The 19,738-nt window shown below is 40.4% G+C and carries 19 protein-coding genes; 6 read left to right on the top strand and 13 right to left on the bottom strand.

Annotated features, from left to right (window positions below; all coding sequences use genetic code 11):
- Window positions 1-144 precede the first annotated feature (144 nt).
- The 6 genes from V7K98_RS06560 to V7K98_RS06585 form a co-directional block, all read right to left on the bottom strand.
- Window positions 145-1,212 carry an NADH:flavin oxidoreductase/NADH oxidase gene (locus V7K98_RS06560; protein WP_335020021.1) on the bottom strand — a complete coding sequence of 356 codons (1,068 nt, stop codon included), beginning with the start codon at window positions 1,210-1,212 and terminating at the stop codon, window positions 145-147.
- Between the two features lie 227 nt (window positions 1,213-1,439).
- Window positions 1,440-1,646, bottom strand: coding sequence for a hypothetical protein (locus V7K98_RS06565; RefSeq protein WP_335020023.1), 207 nt, complete (start codon window positions 1,644-1,646; stop codon window positions 1,440-1,442).
- A 656-nt stretch (window positions 1,647-2,302) separates the two neighbouring features.
- Window positions 2,303-2,767, bottom strand: coding sequence for a CYTH domain-containing protein (locus V7K98_RS06570; RefSeq protein ID WP_335020025.1), 465 nt, complete (start codon window positions 2,765-2,767; stop codon window positions 2,303-2,305).
- A gap of 374 nt (window positions 2,768-3,141) precedes the next feature.
- A complete protein-coding gene (locus V7K98_RS06575; RefSeq protein ID WP_335020027.1) occupies window positions 3,142-3,810 on the bottom strand; it encodes a DUF6875 domain-containing protein in 669 nt (222 codons plus the stop codon).
- Between the two features lie 756 nt (window positions 3,811-4,566).
- Window positions 4,567-4,734, bottom strand: coding sequence for a hypothetical protein (locus tag V7K98_RS06580; RefSeq protein ID WP_335020029.1), 168 nt, complete (start codon window positions 4,732-4,734; stop codon window positions 4,567-4,569).
- 342 nt (window positions 4,735-5,076) lie between these two features.
- The gene (locus V7K98_RS06585; RefSeq protein WP_335020031.1) at window positions 5,077-6,747 is read right to left on the bottom strand and encodes an alpha/beta hydrolase; all 1,671 of its coding nucleotides are present in this window, start codon (window positions 6,745-6,747) and stop codon (window positions 5,077-5,079) included.
- A 608-nt stretch (window positions 6,748-7,355) separates the two neighbouring features.
- Here V7K98_RS06585 and V7K98_RS06590 point away from each other — a divergent pair.
- Window positions 7,356-7,808 (top strand): hypothetical protein, encoded by a 453-nt coding sequence (locus V7K98_RS06590; protein WP_335020033.1) that lies wholly within the window; start codon window positions 7,356-7,358, stop codon window positions 7,806-7,808.
- A 128-nt stretch (window positions 7,809-7,936) separates the two neighbouring features.
- Here V7K98_RS06590 and V7K98_RS06595 read toward each other — a convergent pair whose 3' ends face one another.
- On the bottom strand, window positions 7,937-8,263 hold the full coding sequence (locus V7K98_RS06595) for a YbjQ family protein (protein ID WP_100900674.1): 327 nt from the start codon (window positions 8,261-8,263) through the stop codon (window positions 7,937-7,939).
- Between the two features lie 692 nt (window positions 8,264-8,955).
- Between V7K98_RS06595 and V7K98_RS06600 the strand changes: the two genes are divergently transcribed.
- Entirely contained in the window at window positions 8,956-9,636 is a 681-nt protein-coding gene (locus tag V7K98_RS06600) for a tetratricopeptide repeat protein (protein WP_335020035.1), read from the top strand.
- Window positions 9,637-9,638: 2 nt separating this feature from the next.
- Here the strand turns inward: V7K98_RS06600 and V7K98_RS06605 are convergent, their stop codons facing one another.
- Both V7K98_RS06605 and V7K98_RS06610 read right to left on the bottom strand, forming a co-directional pair.
- Window positions 9,639-10,541, bottom strand: coding sequence for an ABC transporter ATP-binding protein (locus V7K98_RS06605; RefSeq protein WP_335020037.1), 903 nt, complete (start codon window positions 10,539-10,541; stop codon window positions 9,639-9,641).
- A gap of 380 nt (window positions 10,542-10,921) precedes the next feature.
- Window positions 10,922-11,929 (bottom strand): aldo/keto reductase, encoded by a 1,008-nt coding sequence (locus tag V7K98_RS06610; RefSeq protein WP_335020039.1) that lies wholly within the window; start codon window positions 11,927-11,929, stop codon window positions 10,922-10,924.
- A 267-nt stretch (window positions 11,930-12,196) separates the two neighbouring features.
- Between V7K98_RS06610 and ilvA the strand changes: the two genes are divergently transcribed.
- Both ilvA and V7K98_RS06620 read left to right on the top strand, forming a co-directional pair.
- Window positions 12,197-13,708 carry a threonine ammonia-lyase, biosynthetic gene (ilvA, locus tag V7K98_RS06615; RefSeq protein WP_335020041.1) on the top strand — a complete coding sequence of 504 codons (1,512 nt, stop codon included), beginning with the start codon at window positions 12,197-12,199 and terminating at the stop codon, window positions 13,706-13,708.
- Between the two features lie 39 nt (window positions 13,709-13,747).
- On the top strand, window positions 13,748-13,888 hold the full coding sequence (locus V7K98_RS06620; protein ID WP_335020043.1) for a hypothetical protein: 141 nt from the start codon (window positions 13,748-13,750) through the stop codon (window positions 13,886-13,888).
- On the opposite strand, the gene V7K98_RS06625 is transcribed toward V7K98_RS06620, so the two are convergent.
- From V7K98_RS06625 to V7K98_RS06640, 4 genes are all read right to left on the bottom strand, one after another.
- Complete coding sequence (locus tag V7K98_RS06625) at window positions 13,827-14,858, bottom strand: hypothetical protein (RefSeq protein ID WP_335020045.1); 1,032 nt, start codon at window positions 14,856-14,858, stop codon at window positions 13,827-13,829. The two genes, V7K98_RS06620 and V7K98_RS06625, sit on opposite strands and share 62 nt — an antisense overlap.
- Window positions 14,859-14,874: 16 nt before the next feature.
- Window positions 14,875-15,120 carry a hypothetical protein gene (locus tag V7K98_RS06630; RefSeq protein ID WP_084227393.1) on the bottom strand — a complete coding sequence of 82 codons (246 nt, stop codon included), beginning with the start codon at window positions 15,118-15,120 and terminating at the stop codon, window positions 14,875-14,877.
- Between the two features lie 107 nt (window positions 15,121-15,227).
- A complete protein-coding gene (locus V7K98_RS06635) occupies window positions 15,228-16,601 on the bottom strand; it encodes an RNA-guided endonuclease InsQ/TnpB family protein (RefSeq protein WP_335020047.1) in 1,374 nt (457 codons plus the stop codon).
- A gap of 222 nt (window positions 16,602-16,823) precedes the next feature.
- On the bottom strand, window positions 16,824-18,311 hold the full coding sequence (locus tag V7K98_RS06640) for a TonB family protein (RefSeq protein WP_335020049.1): 1,488 nt from the start codon (window positions 18,309-18,311) through the stop codon (window positions 16,824-16,826).
- A gap of 351 nt (window positions 18,312-18,662) precedes the next feature.
- Between V7K98_RS06640 and V7K98_RS06645 the strand changes: the two genes are divergently transcribed.
- Both V7K98_RS06645 and V7K98_RS06650 read left to right on the top strand, forming a co-directional pair.
- Window positions 18,663-19,331, top strand: coding sequence for a MotA/TolQ/ExbB proton channel family protein (locus V7K98_RS06645; protein ID WP_335020051.1), 669 nt, complete (start codon window positions 18,663-18,665; stop codon window positions 19,329-19,331).
- Window positions 19,318-19,722, top strand: a complete 405-nt coding sequence (locus V7K98_RS06650) for an ExbD/TolR family protein (protein ID WP_335020053.1) — start codon at window positions 19,318-19,320, stop codon at window positions 19,720-19,722. The genes V7K98_RS06645 and V7K98_RS06650 overlap by 14 nt, the downstream gene beginning before the upstream one ends.
- Window positions 19,723-19,738 lie beyond the last annotated feature (16 nt).

Consider the following 19,738-nt stretch of genomic DNA (forward strand, 5'->3'; position numbering starts at 1 on the left):
TTTGTAGTAAGCACTTTAGTGCTTAGAAAATAAGGACTGAAGTCCTTACTACGAACTTTCTTATTCATCAATTTAAATTTGACAGACTACTACCGAAAAACAGCAAGGGTTGGAGGTGGTTAATGCTCAATTAAGGACGTAAGATTATAGCCAAGCTCGATCGTATTGAACAGGCCAGAGTTTATCGTGTCCTAACTGTTTGGCTGCTAGATGCGGCCAGTAAGGATTGCGGAGTAGTTCACGTCCCAACAGTACTATATCAGCTACTTCTGTGCGAATAATTTCGTCAGCCTGTTCAGGGGTTGTAATTAAACCTACGGCTCCTGTATGGATATTGGCTTCGCGGCGAATGCGTTCGGCAAACTGTGTCTGATAACCAGGTTTAATTGGTATATTGATACCTGGTATAATGCCACCCGAAGAACTATCAATTAGATCAACTCCTAGAGACTTAAGTTTGTCACTTAAAGCGATACTTTGCTCGATATCCCAACCTTTATCTGCCCAATCGGTGACAGAAAGACGTACCCAAAGTGGATGGGTTTCTGGCCAAACCTCTCGGACTGCTTGAACAACTTCTCTAAGTAAACGAGTGCGGTTTTCAAAGCTACCACCATAATCATCTTGCCGTTGGTTAGCAAGGGGTGAGAGAAACTGGTGTAATAAGTAACCGTGAGCAGCATGAATTTCAACTAGCTTGAAACCAGCTTGCAGAGAACGTTTAGCAGCCTGGACAAAAGCATCAATAACTTCCTGAATTCCATCAAGACTGAGGGCTTCTGGAACTGGGCTATCTTTACTAAATGCGATCGCACTACTCGAAATCAAAGGCCGCCAACCTTCCTGAGATTCATCCAGCGCTTTCCCGCCTTTACTCGGTTTGGCAGTACTGGCTTTTCTACCTGCATGAGCAAGTTGAATACCCGCAACAGCGCCAAAATTATGAATCAATGCCACAGTTTTAGCTAAAGTTTCTATGTGTGCATCTGACCAGATTCCCAAATCTTGGGGGCTAATGCGTCCGCGAGGTTCTACAGCTGCTGCTTCTGTTAAGACTATACCTGCACCACCAACTGCGCGAGAAGCAAGATGAATAACGTGCCAATCATTAGCATATCCATTAGTACTGGAATATTGACACATAGGTGAAACGGCGATACGGTTGCGAAAGGTAACTTCACGAATCTTGAATACTTCAAACAGGTGTGCCATTAGTATTTATTCCTTCTCTTTGCCTACTAACCCAAGTAATTATGGCTGCGCTACGCTACGCGAATAGGAATCAAACCGCAGTCCTATAGTAAGTACCGAGCAAAGAGCCAAGTGCGCCGCCAGTATAGAATAGTTAATTAAATACTTGTTGAATGACCATCTATAGGACGCGCAAGGAAGGCGGAATTCCGATGCTGGAAGCCTTTCATTCATCTGGAATGGTTGGTTTATTTTTGTCGTGACTTACTAGAAGCCTGATTAGGACTTGAATGAATCGGCTTATTATCTGGTTCTTGGTTTTCCAATTCCCAAATATCGCATTTTACTTCTTCTCGATCAACTAATAACTGTAAATGATCTGGTAATTTAGTTTTTTGCGAAATTGACCAAATTTCTCCGTAGAAACATTCTCTTTCAATTTGTCCGAGAAACATAGCTTTATTCTCCACTAATATTACAGTCTGACAGTTTATTCAGGTTTGTATAAGTCTTATCTAATACACCCTCCATTCAAGGACGCTCTCAGATGAAACCCTCTAAAGCTTCCCGTTGTATGGATCGGGTGGAACATACCAAACACCAGTACCAAAAGATACTATTGCTTCACGCATACTGCACTAGATATTATCTACGGTAACTTGACCAATTTACAGTAATATATATTTATGAGATTCACATAGATTGTCCTAAAAAACAAGAGGCTATTAAAATTTATTGATATTACTTTGTAAAAAGTTGAGTCTGTGGCGAAAACCTTCTCAAAAAAATTATGACTTACACCAAACTACACGGTGCAAGTACGATTGCTTACGTAATTACTAAAATTAAAGACAGTAATTATACTTGGCAGCAAGTGAGTGGGCGTGAATAATTAAAGGTTTGTAGTAAGGGCTGAAGCTCTTACTACAAACTAATTTAACTAATTTTATATTATGTAACATAGTTTTATTTATTGTTGTCCACTTACTTAATAATTAAAACAACAGATTCGGAATTGAATGCATTAGATGAAATTAATTTTCTATAATTGTAGGTGCGTATCCTGAATATCGTTATCTATTCGTTAGGTATTTTTCCAAAATTTTACCCATTACCATTGTGAAAAAGGGTGCTTTACTAAATTGCTGTTGAAATATCTGGAGTCATCAGAAACTTCTTGTCCAATCCAGCTTGGTAGTTCAATGTGTTGATTTTCATCATTAAGTTCTACTTCTGCTAATATTAATCCTTTATTAACACCATCAAACTCATCGATTTCCCAAATCAAACCACCCGACTCGATTTTATATCTGATTTTTTCTATAAATGGACGTTCACATAATGTCTCAAGTATTTCTTGAGCATCTTCTACAGGAATAGGATATTCAAACTCTAATCTTGAATATTTTATATTGGGGCCTTTAATGGTCAAATAACTTTTTTCCCCTACTACACGTATACGTACAGTTGCTTTGTTTTGTGTGGCAATGTATCCTTGACGATATACACTACCTTCAGCTAAGGCTCTCCAGCTATCTCCGATAACTAAATATTTTCTCTCTATTTCTTTCGCCATTTTTACAAAACCTTTATTCAAAAAAAAGATTAGAAATAAATAGGGTTCATAGCAGAAGTATTGAATGTTAAGGAAAAACCGATAAAAATAGACTAAAATATGTTAAATTCTTGGCGTAAGATTAAAGTATATCTATTTATTTGATAGCGCTCGTAAATTCATTTACCAAGATTGTCAAAGGTATCTTGAGAGGACTGCCAAAAAACAATTATCCAGTATTTAACAGATTTGTTGTTAGGATAAAAGGCAACCAGGAATTACAATACAAAAAAGAATAAGGCTTTTAGGCTAATTTATTTTTTAGATAGCTTTGTTTATTTGAACCATATTTTCTGTATGGGCACAGTAATTTTGTGCCCATAGTATGTAGTCATTTACTTGAAAATAGCCGTAAGTTCTTCTCTCGCCAAAGCTAATCCTTGATGAGCATTTTTAAACTTTGTTTCATCTGTAAATTTATGACTAAAACATTTTAAATAAGCTTCCAAATACCTAATACGTAAGTGAGGATCGGACGGACTCAGAAGAAAAGGTAGATCGCCTTCAACCATAAACCGAATAGCTAACAAGGGGATAGGGCTACGAAGTGGACGAAAGTTTGGGTTATGCAGACCAGGACTTTGATTAAGTTTATGAAACTCTCCTATCATTAGTCCTGATTCAACAAATAAAGGTTTAAGTTTTTTCTGGACACTATCTATTATTTGATAACCTTCTTCATCAATGTCAGGAAAAATAAGTAAAAAAGCCTTATTAATTGCTAATTCTTGCTCTTTAACTTCCATCTCAAGAAATAGATTTCGGTAGCGTCCAACAATTTCTTCTAATTGATCTGAATACAAATCTTTGGTACGAATAGCTGCTAGACGAATACTGTTTGACCTGAGAGAGTGAGGTACAAAGGGGCAAACTGGGCCGGGTCTTCCTAAATCAGGATGAGGCTTCCCTAAAAAACTTTTCACCCAATGCATAATTTCAAGTAAGTAAGGAAGGTCTTCACCTTGCTTGATTTGTTCGATTTCAATAGTTGTATAAAGTTGCATAACTTTGAGTAAAACTGAATAAGCTTCAAGTCAAAAATCGAAAATGTTTGTCTAAGATTATGTACTTAAGAACAACAATTAGTTAATCCAAAAAAACATGTAGGATTTTTGTGATTTATTCTTCAGCAATTGCTTATAAAAAACCCTATAAAAGACAGAAATTTATATAAATTTTTTGTCTTTTATAATTTTATGGCAATTAATACACAAACATATTTCCGCAACAAACAACTTTTGCTCATTGATTTTTGAGGGTTTAGCTATAGGACTAATGTTTGATTTCTGAAAAGATACGTAGGGGAGCCAGTCGTGTGGGCGGGTTTCCCTACTTGAGAGAACTGGCGTTGTGTTAGTGACAGCGTAACGCACCAAATCCTTACAAATGGTGCGTTACCTAAGCTGTAACACACCCTACACATACTTAGGTTTTTTCAAAAATCAAATCGTATTGCTATAAAATATACATGTATTAACCAGCCAATACTCTTACTTTTTTCTACTCTCAAGTTTCTATTATTTTTAACGAGTATTTGTAAAGTTTATATCTAGATAGTTATTTATACTGTAAATTTTTAGTGTTGATTTAATAAGAGCGTCAGTTTACTATCAAGCTAGTTAAGTTTTGCTTAAGTAAAATATCAAAAGTTAAGTTTAATTTGATAGGGTTCATTTAAGGATAATTGTAAATATATCTGAATATCTGTAGCAAAATTACTGTAGGAGCATCAGTGAGAGGTTGAGGTAATTGCACATTTGTCAAGAGGGTGCAGGAAAAGGCGATAAATCCAGCTTGAAGATTGGCTTTCTGAGATATTTAACCACGCCGAAGTCATGATTTTCTGGGGCAGCAAAGTACTTAATGAGGTCTTCGGCATTACCTTTATCGTAAGCGACATTAAAAGAAGGGGAGGAGGCGAGCCACATTCGCCTCCTCCCCCTCTCCCGACACTCGATTATCATTTTTATCACCAAATCAAGGGTTTAAGACCCCTATATCTATACGTAGTATTCTTACAAAGTTGGGCGCACGGAAACCGTGACGCACCGCGAAATGCGCCACGGGGATACTCCCCGGTGGTCACTTTCGCCACTTTGCGCTCAGTTGAGTTGGCGTTTAAATCCCCGACTCCAACTGTCTAAAATGTTTGAAGTAATGAGTAATAAGTAATGGGTATTTACTCATTACTCATTATTCATTTAATAGGAATGTTTTGAGTATTTTAACTGATTGACAAAAAGCGGATATTTTTTTTACTTGGCAGTCCCTTATTTATCAATAAATTCTTTGACCACTGTCATAGCATCAGCAGGAATCTGCGTAATTAGGCGAAATGGAAATGCTGTAGTCGAAGCAAACTGGGCATAATCTGATGTCAGAAAGATAGCGTAGTTTTTAGCTTCTGGAGTCATCTGTGCAGCAAAAGCCAAAGTTATCGCTTTAAGGTACTTGCGAACATCTGCTGCTTGTTCACCTACAACTTCACCGCCACTAATGGGTGTATTTGGTTTTCCTATTTGATCTAAAGTAGTACTGGGGTCTTTTACACTTAGATGAGTACCTCCAACTATACCAACTAGCCATTTTGGGGATGGGATTTTGTCAAATCCCACAATCTGTTCAGTTAAAGCTGGGGCAGTTTTATCTGCGGAACCTGCTAATACTAGAGTAGGAATTTGCACCTTAGTTAATCCAGTTTCGCCAAACATGAGAGAAGTTGTAGGATTGAGAGCGATCGCCTGTTTGATTCTAGTATCCCGTAGTTGGTAGGTATTTTCTGGTAATTCTTGAGCAATGCATTGCATAGCTTCTCCCAGACTCAAGATAGTCAAATTCTTTTTGCAGCGCTGCTTGAGCCGTTCTAATTGTAATTCTGCTCCAGCAAGTGCTAAAGCTGTACCACCACCAAAGGAATAGCCAAGAACCATCGCGTTGGTGGTTGCAAGTTTCCCTTGCAAAGGATGATTAGGTGTTTGGTTAAGTTTTTCTAATTCATCGAGAACAAAACTAATATCTCGAGGGCGATTTAAAAACTCTTGAGGCTGCACAACTCTGGTTTTGCCTTGTAATGCTAAGTCAGTATTTGCCGCATTACTACCAGGATGTTCTAAAGCTACCACTACATAACCGTGGGATGCTAAATGTTCTGCTAAGTAACGCAAGTCTGTGCGGACTGACGCGAAACCATGAGAAAAGACAATTACGGGTTTATTGGGGGTTGCAGCAGTTGACCAATAAATATCAACTGGAATTTTGCGATCGCGCTTTTGGTCATTCAGGCTTAAGTTGAGTATTTTTACTTGAGCATTTCCTGATTGGCTAGGATCAAAAGGAAATGCAATCTTCGGTGTTCTAGGATTGAGTTGGGGAGCAATAGTTAGCATAAATTGCTGAGTACGCCAAAAGGCTGTATTCAAATTTCTTCCAACCATAAAAGCCTGTGGCAAATTAATTTCTAAACGCTTACTCGGATAAGCAGCGATAAAACTTAGTATAGAAAGACCCTGCGGTGCAGTAGAGCCTAATACCAATCCTGCCCTGAGTGCTTGTACGCCAGCTTTATCCTTTCTGGCTAAGGCAGTAGCGAAGTCATTGAGAATAGTTGTACCAATCTGAGTATTAATTAACTTATTAATGGTGACAACATTCATCGGTATATTCATGCCCAGCGCTCCTAAGAAGAAGCGGCGTTGTTGTTCAGATAATCCTTTAGCATAAGGCTGCAAACTTTCTGGCAATTCCCCAGTTTTTGCAGCGTTTTGCAACTCAGCCAGAGAAATGGATTCTGTAAATAAGCCTAAACGCATAAGAACAGTGTCAGCCGCGATCGCCGAACTATTTGCTCCGAACTGTGTAAGTGCGATGCCTACGGCAAGGCTTTTACCCAACGCCCCCAAGGAACCTGCAACTGTCTTAAGGCTTCCCCAACTTCTTAGCATAAATATTGATACCAATCATTACTTAGGGGAATATAACTAATATTCGTGTATTTGACTACCCCATTCATTGTCGAGAAATAAAAGTATATTTTTTCCTATACTTCAGAGCGATCGCTCTGTTCTACCAATATCGTTTTTATTGGAACATCCTGTTATAAACGTTAGGTAAAACTACAGTCAGTAGGGGCAATTCATGAATTATTCCTACCTAAAATCATAGTTTTGGCTATTGTTTATGGAAGTCACAGAAAGGCTCTATTGACAGGAATAAATATAATCAAAAAATGAAAAAGCAACAAATTGTAGAATTAATTACAGCAAAGAAATTGCCCATAAATCAGTGTTAATAGCCACAAAATCCCGATTAGTTCTCAGGTAGATTTAATACGGTAACAAAGCTCTAAAACAAAATAAGCGATCGCATAGACAATCTACATTTTTTTAGGTTGATACTTTGACTGTAATTTTCCGATAAAAATTTAATCGCCTGATTAATGTTTTGTCTTTGCCATTTAGGACGTGTTGCAGGTGAATAGTTTTACTGCTGTAGCTTCACTATCATTACTCATCAAATTTGCCCAACCGCATCAACAATTTTTCTTGGCTTTATGCGTCGCAGACTTTACTATATTTTAATTTTGCTATTCTCTGTGATTATTACTACAGTGTGGTGGCCTGTGAATGATTCTGATTGTAATTCTGAAGCTTTTTTAGCATCAAAAACTACAAAATTTCAAGTACATGCGACTAAGGTTATGATTCAGCCGTGGCGTGGTCGTCACCATGTATATGGAATCTTTATGATTCCTGATGAATACAAACAAGCTGAATTTTTTGTGTTAACAGTCCAAGGTGCTGGTAGTTACTGTTCAAAACAATTTGGTTATCAAAAAAACTTTAATGATATCTTTGCTGAACCAGGAACTTATCTGCTGAGAAAGTTTATTAGAACTCGAACTGCTCTCAGGCTTATTTTCCAAGGTTTGTACTTTGAAATCAATGATAATAACAATTGGACGTTGACTTTGCCTGAACTAAAAACTAGTCAAAACAAAGGGTAGAGGTAAAGATATTGAACATTAAATATAAGATAAAACCTCACCCTCAATCCCTCTCCTTATTAAGGAGAGGGAAGCCGGAGACAGGGTGAGGTTTTATATTTAATTTGACCCATTTACTTAATCAAAAATTAACGCATTCTGACAGCAGTGCCTGTGGCAGTAATCAGCAAAAGGACTCCTGACTGGTCAAGATTGATTGTACCAGTATCAATTTCAATCCCAATGACTGCATTCGCTCCTAAACGTTGCGCTCGCTGTTCTAATTCTTCTAGTGCCTTGCGTTGACCTTGCTCAAATAGACGCTCATAGCTACCAGTGCGTCCACCAATAATATCTCGAATACCAGCCAAAAAATCCCGCAAGAAATTGCTACCATAGACCACTTCTGCTGTCACAATGCCTAAATATGACTCAATCACGGCTCCTTGAATCACATCAGTGGTAGTTATTATCATAAATTAGTCTCCTAGATGGCATATTAGGTTAGGATTTAATATTTATTTTGATAATAAATATTAAAAATTAGTGTGTATTGATACAGATTTTATCAACATACTCGCACATACTTTTAGATTGCGATCGCTTCCAGAGAGCGCACAGCGCAATCGCAAATGCACTCTTATTTATACTATGTATTCTGACTAAAATCTAGGATTTTAATGAACATTTTCTTAGTAAAGTTATCTTACCGCGTAATGACCAAAAAAGGATGTAAACTTCTGGATGGCAGCTTCCTAAAAGATAGTATTGATGACTCCAAATCTGAGAAAAATTGAATGCAGAACCAGCAAACTATTAAATGAAATAACAAATAAGAATAAATGTTAAAGCCTCTGATATTGGCGGATCACCTCTTTAGGATTAAGTTAGATATCTGTAGCCTTTCTCTAAAATGCAAGTATAACTACTGAATTAAAAAGTTTCATTTTGTTATTCTACTGATTTATATGTAGGGTAACTTCATCTGAACTTGATATCTTACACTTCATTATTCAGTAAAAACTCTGTAATGTGGTGCTGATTGTAAAGGAAAGATGAGATGAACTATTCACATCTTAATCAATACGAAGAAATACAGTTTTCAAAAGTCCAGATTTTTGTTTTAATGTACAAGAAAAAAGTCCTCTAAAATTTCAGGAAATTTACTGTGTACAAGTCTACATCATTTGTGTTTGGCGTGGTGTTACTAGGATGTTTTGCCTTTACTATACCTTCAGTAGCTCAGGCTCAGGTATTAGTGGCGCAAGCTAAAAACCCACAATTGAAGGAACTACTAGAAGAAGGACGGAGGTTAGTGGATGGTGGCGATTATGGTGGTGCGATCGCAGTTTATAAGCAAGCAGCTAGCCTAGATCCCAAAAATGCTAAAATTCATTCAGGTATTGGCTACTTATACGCTCAACAGGGAAATTACCAAGCAGCACTAACTTCTTATCGTCGTGCGATCGGTATCAGCCCTAACAATAGTGATTTTTACTACGCTGTGGGTTACATCAAAGCGAATTTGGGAGACACATCTGGGGCAAAAGAAGGCTACCGTCGAGCAATACAGCTGAACCGTAACAACGTTAACGCCTACTTAGGATTGGCTGTAACGCAGTCTCGCATGGGAGATTATACTGCTGCTACCTGGGCATACCAACAAGCAATCGACTTAGATAAGAACAATGCCCAAACTTATGAGTTGATGGGTTCAATGTATAAACAGCGACGACAAGCGAAACTTGCCAACAGCTTGCTTCAAAAAGCCCGTGACTTGTACAAGCGTCGCAACGACTCCCAAGGAGTGGACAGAGTAGATGCCATGCTGCGACAGTTAGGAGGATGAGGTTAACCTAACTTGCGTCCCGTTAATTCTACAAAAATATCTTCCAGGTTAGAGGGACGCACCATCATTCCGGTTTTATCAGACTGTTCATTCAAGTAGATATTCGCGGATTCTAATGATGGGAAAAACAAATATTCCCAACTACGCGCACTCTCTTTTCCCACTTCAGACAAACCCAATTGCTTCATCACCAAACCTTCACCGTGAACAGAACGGAGTTCTTGTAAAGTTCCCAAAGAAATCAGCCTACCGCCATCCATAATACCGATGCGTCCTGGCTTGGTAGAGCCAAAAGCATCGCACAAAAATTCGACCTCATCCATATAATGGGTCGTCAGTAGCATCGTCATCCCTTGTTTATTTAAATCCCGAATAATTTCCCAGATTCTTCGCCTGGTTTGGGGGTCTAGTCCTACGGTTGGTTCATCCAAAAACAGAATTTGTGGTTGATGCAATAAAGCTCTCGCAATCTGCAACCGTCGTTTCATACCCCCAGATAGGGTTTTTACCAAATCATCACGTTTTTCTGCTAGCTCAACATATTCTAGCCATTGATTAATCAGTTTTTGTCGCTGTGGATTACTAATGTGATGTAGTCTCCCATGCAATTCCATATTTTCCCAAACGCTTAAATCGTTATCTACACTGGTTTGCTGCAAAACTACACCAATACTTTGTTTTGCTAGCATTGCTTCTCTTATCACATCATATCCACCTACTTCTATCCGTCCTTGGGACGGTTTCGTGAGTGTAGTCAGCATCCGAATTGTGGTTGATTTACCTGCACCGTTCGGGCCAAGTAGAGCAAATATCTCCCCCGCTTCAATTTTGAATGACAGATCATTGACTACAGGTACATTGTTATAAAACTTGTAGACGTTTTCTAAAAAGACAGCAGCAGTCATGGTAACTTTACTCCAATTAAAAATTTAAAATTACTTTATAGCGGTTCCCATTCAGATGGAGTAGAGGATCATATCGCAAGGTGTGAGGATATGGCAGTGCCCATTGGTGTCAACTTAACGTGAAACCCTTGTGAAGAAACGATCTTGAGTTCACTCACTTCCTATGACGATCCGCTTTACCCCACCCTAACCCTCCCCTTATAAAGGGGAGGGAACCGGATTTCCTGTTTCCCCCCTTTATAAGGGGGGATGAAGGGGGGTAAAACGGCTATGGGACAAAGCTTTGAGCTTAAGTTGACACCTATGGGCAGTGCCGTGCCCCTACGACAGATGTGGTTCAAGTACATGAAAATTGCTCTAAAGCAGATTTTTGCAATGATTTATTTAGTTTGAAAGATATTTTGTACCATTTTTTTATCTGTATTCGCAGCTGCCCTATCCAACTCTGCAACTTCACTGACGTTTAATTGCCAACCTAACGCACCAATATTTTCTCTAGCCTGTTCAACACTTTTGGCTCCAGGGATGGGAATGGTTCCTTTACAGATGCACCAATTAATCGCTACCTGTGACATAGTTTTGTTTCTGAACTGTGCCACCTCTTGCAAACATAGTAAAAGCGATTTGCTAGCAGAAGGCGCTTCGTGCTTACGCATTCCTGCTAATATCTGCCTAAATAACAAACCTCGGATTCCTTTGGGCAAAGGCCCTTGCTCAGAATATTTTCCTGTCAGTATTCCTAAAGCTAGAGGGCTGTAGGCAATCAGTTTAATTCCTAACTCATCACAAAGGTCTTTAAGCCCCAATTGGGTGACAGGATATGTAGACAATAAAGAGTATTGAACTTGCAGAGTAGTAATAGGAATACCTCGTTCAGCAAACTTTTTCTGCACTTGTTTAAGCCGTTTAGACCCATAGTTAGATAGCCCCACTCCCTTGACTAGTCCTTGCTCATACAAATCGGCAAGACCATCTAACAGCCCTCTCTCTTGCCAAGGAGCATAATTTGCTGTTGACCAGTGCATTTGTACCAAATCTACGTTTTTTCCCAGGCGTTGGGCAGATGACTCGCAAGCCTTTGCCATTGAGTTGCGTGTCCATCTCCACGGGTAAGCGGCAAGCTTAGTTGCAATACAAATATTTTCTTTGTTTGAACCTACATATTCTTGGTTAAATCGTCCTAGCAGTAACTCACTTCGACCATTCAATCTCCCAGTTCCGTAAGAATCACCCGTATCAAATAAAGTCACACCTTTGTTTACACAGAGGTTAAACACCGCTTGCAACTGGTCATCCATACTTTCGTGATATCCCCAAAGCAGTTGGTTGCCCCAGGCCCAAGTTCCACAGCCCATACTTGGGAGTGAGAGTTGTTGGAGAGTCTGCATCTTTGCTCTCTGTAGATTGCCTTATTAATTATCAGGTATATATAGCAGTCCGCTTTAATTTTTGAATTGATTTGTGTAGGCAAAAGGTAATAGAATTCCAAAAATTAAAATTAAATAAGAGTCGTATCACTTATTGACGCGCGATTAGCATAAACAGTTACGATCGCTAGCATAATACCAGCACCAAAGTTAGATAAATCAAATCAGTGCGATCGCTTGTAACGTAAAATTAATTCCCATCCGGCATTTGCTAACACCTTGACACCCATGCTTTGCGACTACCTCATTCAAATCTTGACTGCCCGTGTATATGATGTTGCCCAGGAAACACCACTGGAGTATGCACCAAATTTATCTGCGCGGCTGAACAATCAACTCTTGTTGAAACGTGAGGATATGCAGTCAGTATTTTCCTTTAAACTGCGGGGTGCTTATAACAAGATGGTGCAATTGCCACCAGATGTATTAGCCCAGGGTGTAATCGCAGCGTCTGCGGGCAATCATGCTCAAGGAGTCGCCCTTGCAGCTAATCGCTTGGGAACCAAAGCGATTATCGTCATGCCAGTAACCACACCTCAAGTCAAGGTGGACGCAGTTAGAATGAGAGGCGGGGCAGTCGTATTACATGGAAATACCTACGATGATGCTTATAGCTATGCTCGTGAATTAGAAGTAGAAAAAGGTTTGACCTTTATTCATCCCTTCGACGATCCTCATGTAATTGCCGGACAGGGAACCATCGGGATGGAAATTTTACGACAATATCAGCAACCCATTCATGCAATTTTTGTCGCAATTGGAGGGGGTGGATTGATTTCTGGGATTGGGGCTTATGTGAAACGGTTGCGTCCTGAAATTAAGATTATTGGCGTTGAACCAGTAGATGCTGATGCGATGTCTCAATCACTCAAAGCTGGACATCGGGTGCGCTTGTCTCAAGTGGGGTTATTTGCTGATGGTGTGGCGGTGCGAGAAGTTGGTGAAGAAACCTTCCGTTTGTGTCAGCAATATGTAGATGAAATTATTCTGGTGGATACAGATGATACATGTGCTGCGATTAAAGATGTGTTTGAAGATACGCGATCTATTTTAGAACCAGCTGGTGCATTAGCGATCGCAGCTGCCAAAGCCTACGCAGAACGAGAACAAATTGAGGGACAAACCTTAATTGCTGTAGCCTGTGGTGCAAACATGAATTTCGATCGTCTCCGCTTTGTGGCAGAACGGGCACAGATAGGCGAACGCCGAGAAGCAATCTTTGCAGTCACAATACCTGAAGAACGGGGAAGTATTCGCCAGTTTTGTGAATGTATCGGCAACCGTAATCTGACTGAGTTTAATTATCGGATTGCTGATGAAAAAACAGCCCATATTTTTGTCGGCGTGCAAATTCAAAACCGTGCTGATGCTGCAAAGATGGTTGAAACCTTTGAAACTCAAGGATTTGAAACTCTTGATTTAACAGACGACGAATTAACTAAATTACATCTGCGGCACATGGTGGGTGGGCACTCTCCCCTAGCTCATAATGAATTACTCTACCGTTTTGAGTTTCCCGAACGTCCTGGCGCATTGATGAAATTTGTGACTTCCATGAGTCCCGACTGGAATATCAGTCTTTTTCACTACCGCAACAATGGCGCAGACTACGGGCGAATCGTTGTTGGTATCCAGGTTCCCCCCCATGAGATGGAAGAGTGGCAAGCTTTTCTTGATAATCTGGGTTATCGCTATTGGGATGAAAACAAGAATCCAGCATACAAGCTGTTTTTGGGATAGGGGAGTGGGGAGATGAGGGAGATGAGGGAGAAATAACTAATGCCTAATGCCCAATGCCCCATGCCCAATGCCCCATGCCCAATGCCCCATGCCCAATGCCCAATTCCCAATGCCCAATTTAACGAAAACTACCTTTCAATATCAGATTGGAGTCCAAAGTATAGAAGCCGATTTCGTTAGGAACCCTAGAAAATCTGCCTGTGCGATAGCCTCTAGATAATTCATTCAGCACCTTATTTTTAATCTCTCTAGTTTGGTGAGGATCTAGTTCTCCATATATTCCGGCGATGACTTCAGCAACGCTGAAAACTTTACCTGGATTTTCTTCAAAGAGAGATGTGAGGGCATCAATTAAGAATTGACCTTCAAAAGCTTTGAGCATCGGTACTGTTTTTGTCGGGGGTACGAAAGGCTTCTTATTTTTGTTTCTAGAAGCACCATTGCGCTTACTTGGGGCTACCAAACTTAAATCCAGAGTATAACAACCTGGCTCATCGGGAATAGTTACCCAGTAATTCCTTTCTCTACCTTGGGTTAGGGAAGATTGAACTCTACCTTTAACTACTTTGAATAGATTGGAATCTAACTCTCCATAGAGCGATCGCACAATAAAATCAATATGACAGACAGTACCTATTTGCTCTTGCAATAGCTGTTTGATGGCTTCCATTCGGGAGATCGCGTGATTATACTGGGGTAGCATGGGGATTTCTGCTACCTTCGTTGAACTATCGTTGTTCTCTGGAGCGATCTTTGCATCTGGCGATGTAGTTAGAGGTTTTCTGTCTTTTGTATCAACAGCAGCAGAAAAGGAATTATCGATCTTAACCTGATCTGAGTCTGTGAGTTCTGATTGTAGAGACTCTACCAATTTGATTTCGTCGATGTCATCAAGAGGTGATAAAAACCGCAGAGAGCCTTCTTGGGAAATATTTGAGGTTTCGTCAGCCGCAGTCAGTCTTGATATCTGCTTCTTGGGATCGGAATAAGACCAGTTAGACAACAACGCTTCTACATGATCGAGTTGCGATCGCGCCTGCACAAAGAGGCGTTCATACTCTTCTGTGAGACGAGCATAATAGTCTCGTAATTCCAACAATGGGGAGAGAAAGTTTCCTGGAGGCGGTTCTAATTGTCCATTTTGAGTCATAAGGCTAAGGCTTCAATCAATTTAAATCAATATCACTTTTGTAAGACATTGCTCTGGGTTTTGCTTTCTGAGATGTCGGCTGGGATTTCTTTGGTGCTTGGGGAGGGCGACATCTCTCACAATATAAGGGTCGAGGCCCGAATGTCTCGCGTTTTGTCAGATCGTTACATTCTTTACAGACAAACTGGAAAACACGAGTATGAATCTGCCTTTTGTGCGCCCTGACAGTGTATTCCCTAACATCAATGAATTTACTTGCCATAATTAGGATTGTGAATTGCCTTCGGATCAATGTCCTATCAATATAGCTATTCAAGCAAATCAAACTGCATCAGTGTGTGTTTATGTAGAAGTTTTAATGAACTACCTCTAGCTGGCAACGCCATCGCTAGAGGTTTCTACATCCTCTAGCTTGTTTATAGCAAAGTTGCTTTGAGATTTTTGACGCTTCTTTTCCCCCAGATGCCTGATACTTCCTGCTGTTTTGCGGGTGCGTGAGGTAGAGCTAGTAAGATCAGCGTCTGCGAGACTGGTTCCCAATCCCGGTAGAATTCCTTTTGCCCAATAAAGCATAACTTCGGCAGCAGCAATATCTCTGTCTTGCAGATATCCACAAACGCCACACTCGTGAACTCTAACATCAAGAGTCTTTTTGTGTTTATTTCCACATTTAGGACAGGTTTGAGAAGGTTTTACTTGACGGGTTGGAACCTCTACGAACACACCACCAATTTGCTCTATTTTGTATTTAATAGTGCTGCGTAACATTCCAAAGCCAACGTCAAGAATAGACTTATTTAGCCCAGCCTTCTGTTTTTTGCGTTTACCTTCTTGACGCAGTTGAACACGAGTGGAAACCCCCAAGACCACAGTCGCTTTTTTAGCTTTAGCGGTCATGTTTTTGACTTCTAGCTTTTCGGTTGCGATGAAGCTACTACAGCTAACTATTTCTACCGCAACTTGGTGTACCCAGTTCTGGCGTTGATTACCGACTTTTCGAGTCAGCTTACCAACCGATGCTTGGGCTTTTTTAAACCGCCTAGAAGCTAAAATCTTCTTTTTTTTATTTGGCGCACGTTTGCGTCGTTTCTCCTTAGACACTTTTTTGATTAGATGTTCTGCATTTCTCAAAAATTTTGGGGCATCAATTTGTTGATGATTCTCGCCATCAGTAATTGATAATGCAGATTTGCATCCTAAATCAATACCAACAGCACCAATAGGTAAAATATCTGGTTTCAGAACTTGATCTAAAATCTTAACCGTGATTGAGGCATACCATTTACCATTGCGATAAAGAATAGTGCAAGTAGTGGGTTGACCCCAATACTTAGCCTGTCCACGCATTTGGATACGCCCAACTTTAGACAGATTGAGATACCCATTCTCTCCATCAGATTGTACTTTGAAGCCTGCACAATCTGGATAAGTCCATCCTGAATAATGCCTAATTGATTTAAATCTAGGGCGTTTACCTAAACCCTTGAACCAACGCTCAAAAGCAAAGTCAACACGCTTGAGAGTGGCTTGCAGCGCATGACTGGGAAGCCGTTTGTACTCTATCCAAACTTCTTTGAACGCAGGTAAACAGTTTTGCTGCTCAAAGTAATCAACTTTGTGATTATATGTTTTGTACTGAGTAAATCTATTATTGACTGCGGCGTTATACAAGTCCTTGTGTAACTTTCGGTGATACCGCAAAATTGATTTAGTTTTCTCGTTTGGGTATAGCCGAAAAGTCATTCGCCTTGTTGCCACAGTACGTTTTTATTTCCTCCCTTCTTACAATTCGTTCCAATAACCCGCTCCGATCCCTACCCTACTAAGAGTCGAGGGTAGGGACTGCCGCGATACGTTCAAGTTGAGCAGGTTCGGTTTTATGGCAATAACCGTACCTCTACAAACATAATTTACAAGCCAGGAGCCTTATGTATTCTAACTCCTGACTTACTTTGAATTATTGCTCTACTGCTGACTAGGAGTAGTAGACGGTGCGACAGGTTGCGATTGAGGTTGTTGACGTAAACCACGCAAAGATTCCCGCAATTTATTCTGGCTAGTGTTATCTCTTCGCCGCCGCCGATTTGCGGTTGGTTGTGGCTGTTGTGATGAATCGGTAGCCGCTCGCTCACGCCGGATGCGTCGTAGAGACTCTGTTGCACTTCCTTGAGTGCGAGTTGTCCTAGCTCCAGACGATGAGTTTGTAGCAGAATTTTCCCCTCTTTGAGGTTCCAAGCGTCTACTAAATCCAGATATTGCTGGTTTTGTAGCTCTAGCTTCGGCTGGTTTTGTAGCTACAGCTTCATTAGATGAAGATGTCAACTCTCTGCGCCTACGTCTTGGATTTTCTGGTGTGGAATTGGCAGCCGTTGTCTGTTGGCTTCTCTCTTCTGCTTGTCTTTGTGCTTGTCGTTCTTGAACTTGGCGCGATCGACTTGAACCTTTTATCGCAAATTCAGTCGCTATAGATACCCCTTGTCTACCACCTTCTGCGGGTTTTAATTTCCAGTCACGCGCTTGTTTCATGGTTTCCTCATCTAAGTCGCGGTTTCCACTAGAACGAGCAACCCGCACATTTGTCACGTTGCCATTTGCATCAGTATCAACAGCTACTTCTACTCTGCCTTCAACTCCTCGCCGTCTTGCTGCCTCTGGATATTTGGCATTACATTCGCGGCAGGCTGCACGACCATTACCATCACCTGAACTGTTAATTTTTGGAGGTGTTGGCGCTGTTGCTACTGTCGGAGGGTTTTCTACTCTATTGCCTATACCAGTCCCAGAGCCTGAACCAATTCCTGAACCTATACCACTGCCAGAGCCTGAACCAATTCCTGAGCCTTTACCACTGCCAGAGCCTGAACCAATTCCTGAGCCTGTACCAGTCCCAGAGCCTGAGCCAATTCCTGAGCCTGTACCACTGCCAGAGCCTGAACTTAAAGCAATGCCAGAGCCGGAACTGCCAGAGTTACCTGTCAAGACTGAACTACCACCGCCACCACCACCGCCACCGCCACTGCTTTGAGGAGCAACAGTTGTCACAGGGACTAATGGCTTAGGAGTAATTTCCCTATTTGTTGGTTGTAGGTTTTGAGTAGTTTGTTTTGGTTGTTGTTCAACTGGCTGAATTTTTGGTCTTTCAATAAATTCTTGTACTGGTTTTTGTACTGGCGGAGTTTCTATAGACTGTTTTTGAATAACTTCCGGTTCTTTTTTCGGTTCTTCTAGAATTTTTTCAACTGGTTTTTCTGGTTCCGCAGTCGGAGAATCCACGATCGCCACTTCTATTGGTTCTTCTTCTGCTGTGGGCAATCTCGTAAAATAATTACCTATACCTGAAGACAGTACGCCAATATGCAGCGCCAGTGAACCTATCAGACTGTAAGTCAGAAAAGACTTGAGAGCCTCAACTTCTTTGGAACGTTGCTCGACAGTAGTGCCGGAAAAACTCATAGCTATTGCTACCTATTCTCACTAATCTAGATATCTTAGAATGGGTGGTTGCAAATATCAAGTAAAAAATTAAAATTGTTTCGAGCAGCGTTCAAGGAACAGCATGATTAATAATAAAAATATCCTTGAAAAATACAGTTGATTATGATGATTTTTAGATAAGATTAATTTTCGTGTCATGTATTGATTACATTAATTTATGTAAAACAAAAAAAGATTAAATAAAAATAATGATGATGAGATTTGAAAAAATTATCATTATATCTTAGACTCTATTGAGAAAAAGTTTCATTTTTTAGCTTGATTCTGCTAGTCTGATTTTGTATTGTTGATGACGTTTAGAGGCACTACATGGGAATTCAGAATTTGTTTGAAGCAGGTGGTATAGTCATGGTGCCACTGCTGGCGTTTTCGGTATTGGCAGGGGCACTAATGATTGAGCGGGCGAAGTTTTGGCTACAGATTGGTAAGCGTCAAAACCGTGTAGTGCGAGAGGTTTTAAATCTTTATCGACTCGATAATCTCGTTGGTGCTGTTGATAAGCTGCAAAAAAATGTAGATTTACCCATAGCACGCATTTTTCTGGCTGGACTACAGCTAGAAAGACCGACTCCAGAAAAATTTCGTTTGGCTTTGAAAAGCGAAGCGCAAGCAGAAATCCCTATACTCAAGCGGTTTCAAGCTGTATTTGACACCATTATCGGTTTAGCGCCTCTATTGGGACTTCTCGGCACAATTTTAGGATTAATTCGCTCATTTGCCGGACTGAATATTGGTGATGTCGGAGGTACTAAAACAGGTGCAGTTACTAGTGGTATTAGTGAAGCTTTAGTTGCTACCGCATCAGGATTGGTTGTGGCTATCTTTGTACTTTTAGGAGCCAGCATCTTTAGGGGACTATACCAGAGGCAGATAGCAATGATTCAAGAGTACGGCGGACAGCTAGAAATACTGTTCCTTGACCGCTATGAACAACTTGAAAACTACGAAAAACCGGAGAAATCTTATGGATCTAGATGAGAATGAACCAGATTTACCACCATTTATAAATGTAGTACCTCTGATTGATGTAATGTTTGCCCTTTTGACATTTTTTATTATGTCAACGCTGTTTTTGACACGCTCAGAAGGGTTGCCAGTAAATCTACCGAAAGCAGCTACCGCGCAGCAACAGCAAATTCCTACTAAAATTACCATCACGGTAAATGAAAAAGGTGATGTTAGCCTAAATCGCAACCCAATAGCAGTTAATGAATTAGCCCCGCAAGTGCGAACTTTAGTAGGTTCTAAGCCAGAAGCTTTGGTGATTATTAATGCCGATCAAAAAGTCTTGCACGGTGAGATAGTGGCGATCATGGATCAGGTACGTCAGGTAAAGGGGGCAAGGTTAGCGATCGCTACCCAAAAATAAAATTAGAAATATCGTA

Source organism: Nostoc sp. (assembly GCF_036917435.1).
Lineage (GTDB): Bacteria > Cyanobacteriota > Cyanobacteriia > Cyanobacteriales > Nostocaceae > Nostoc.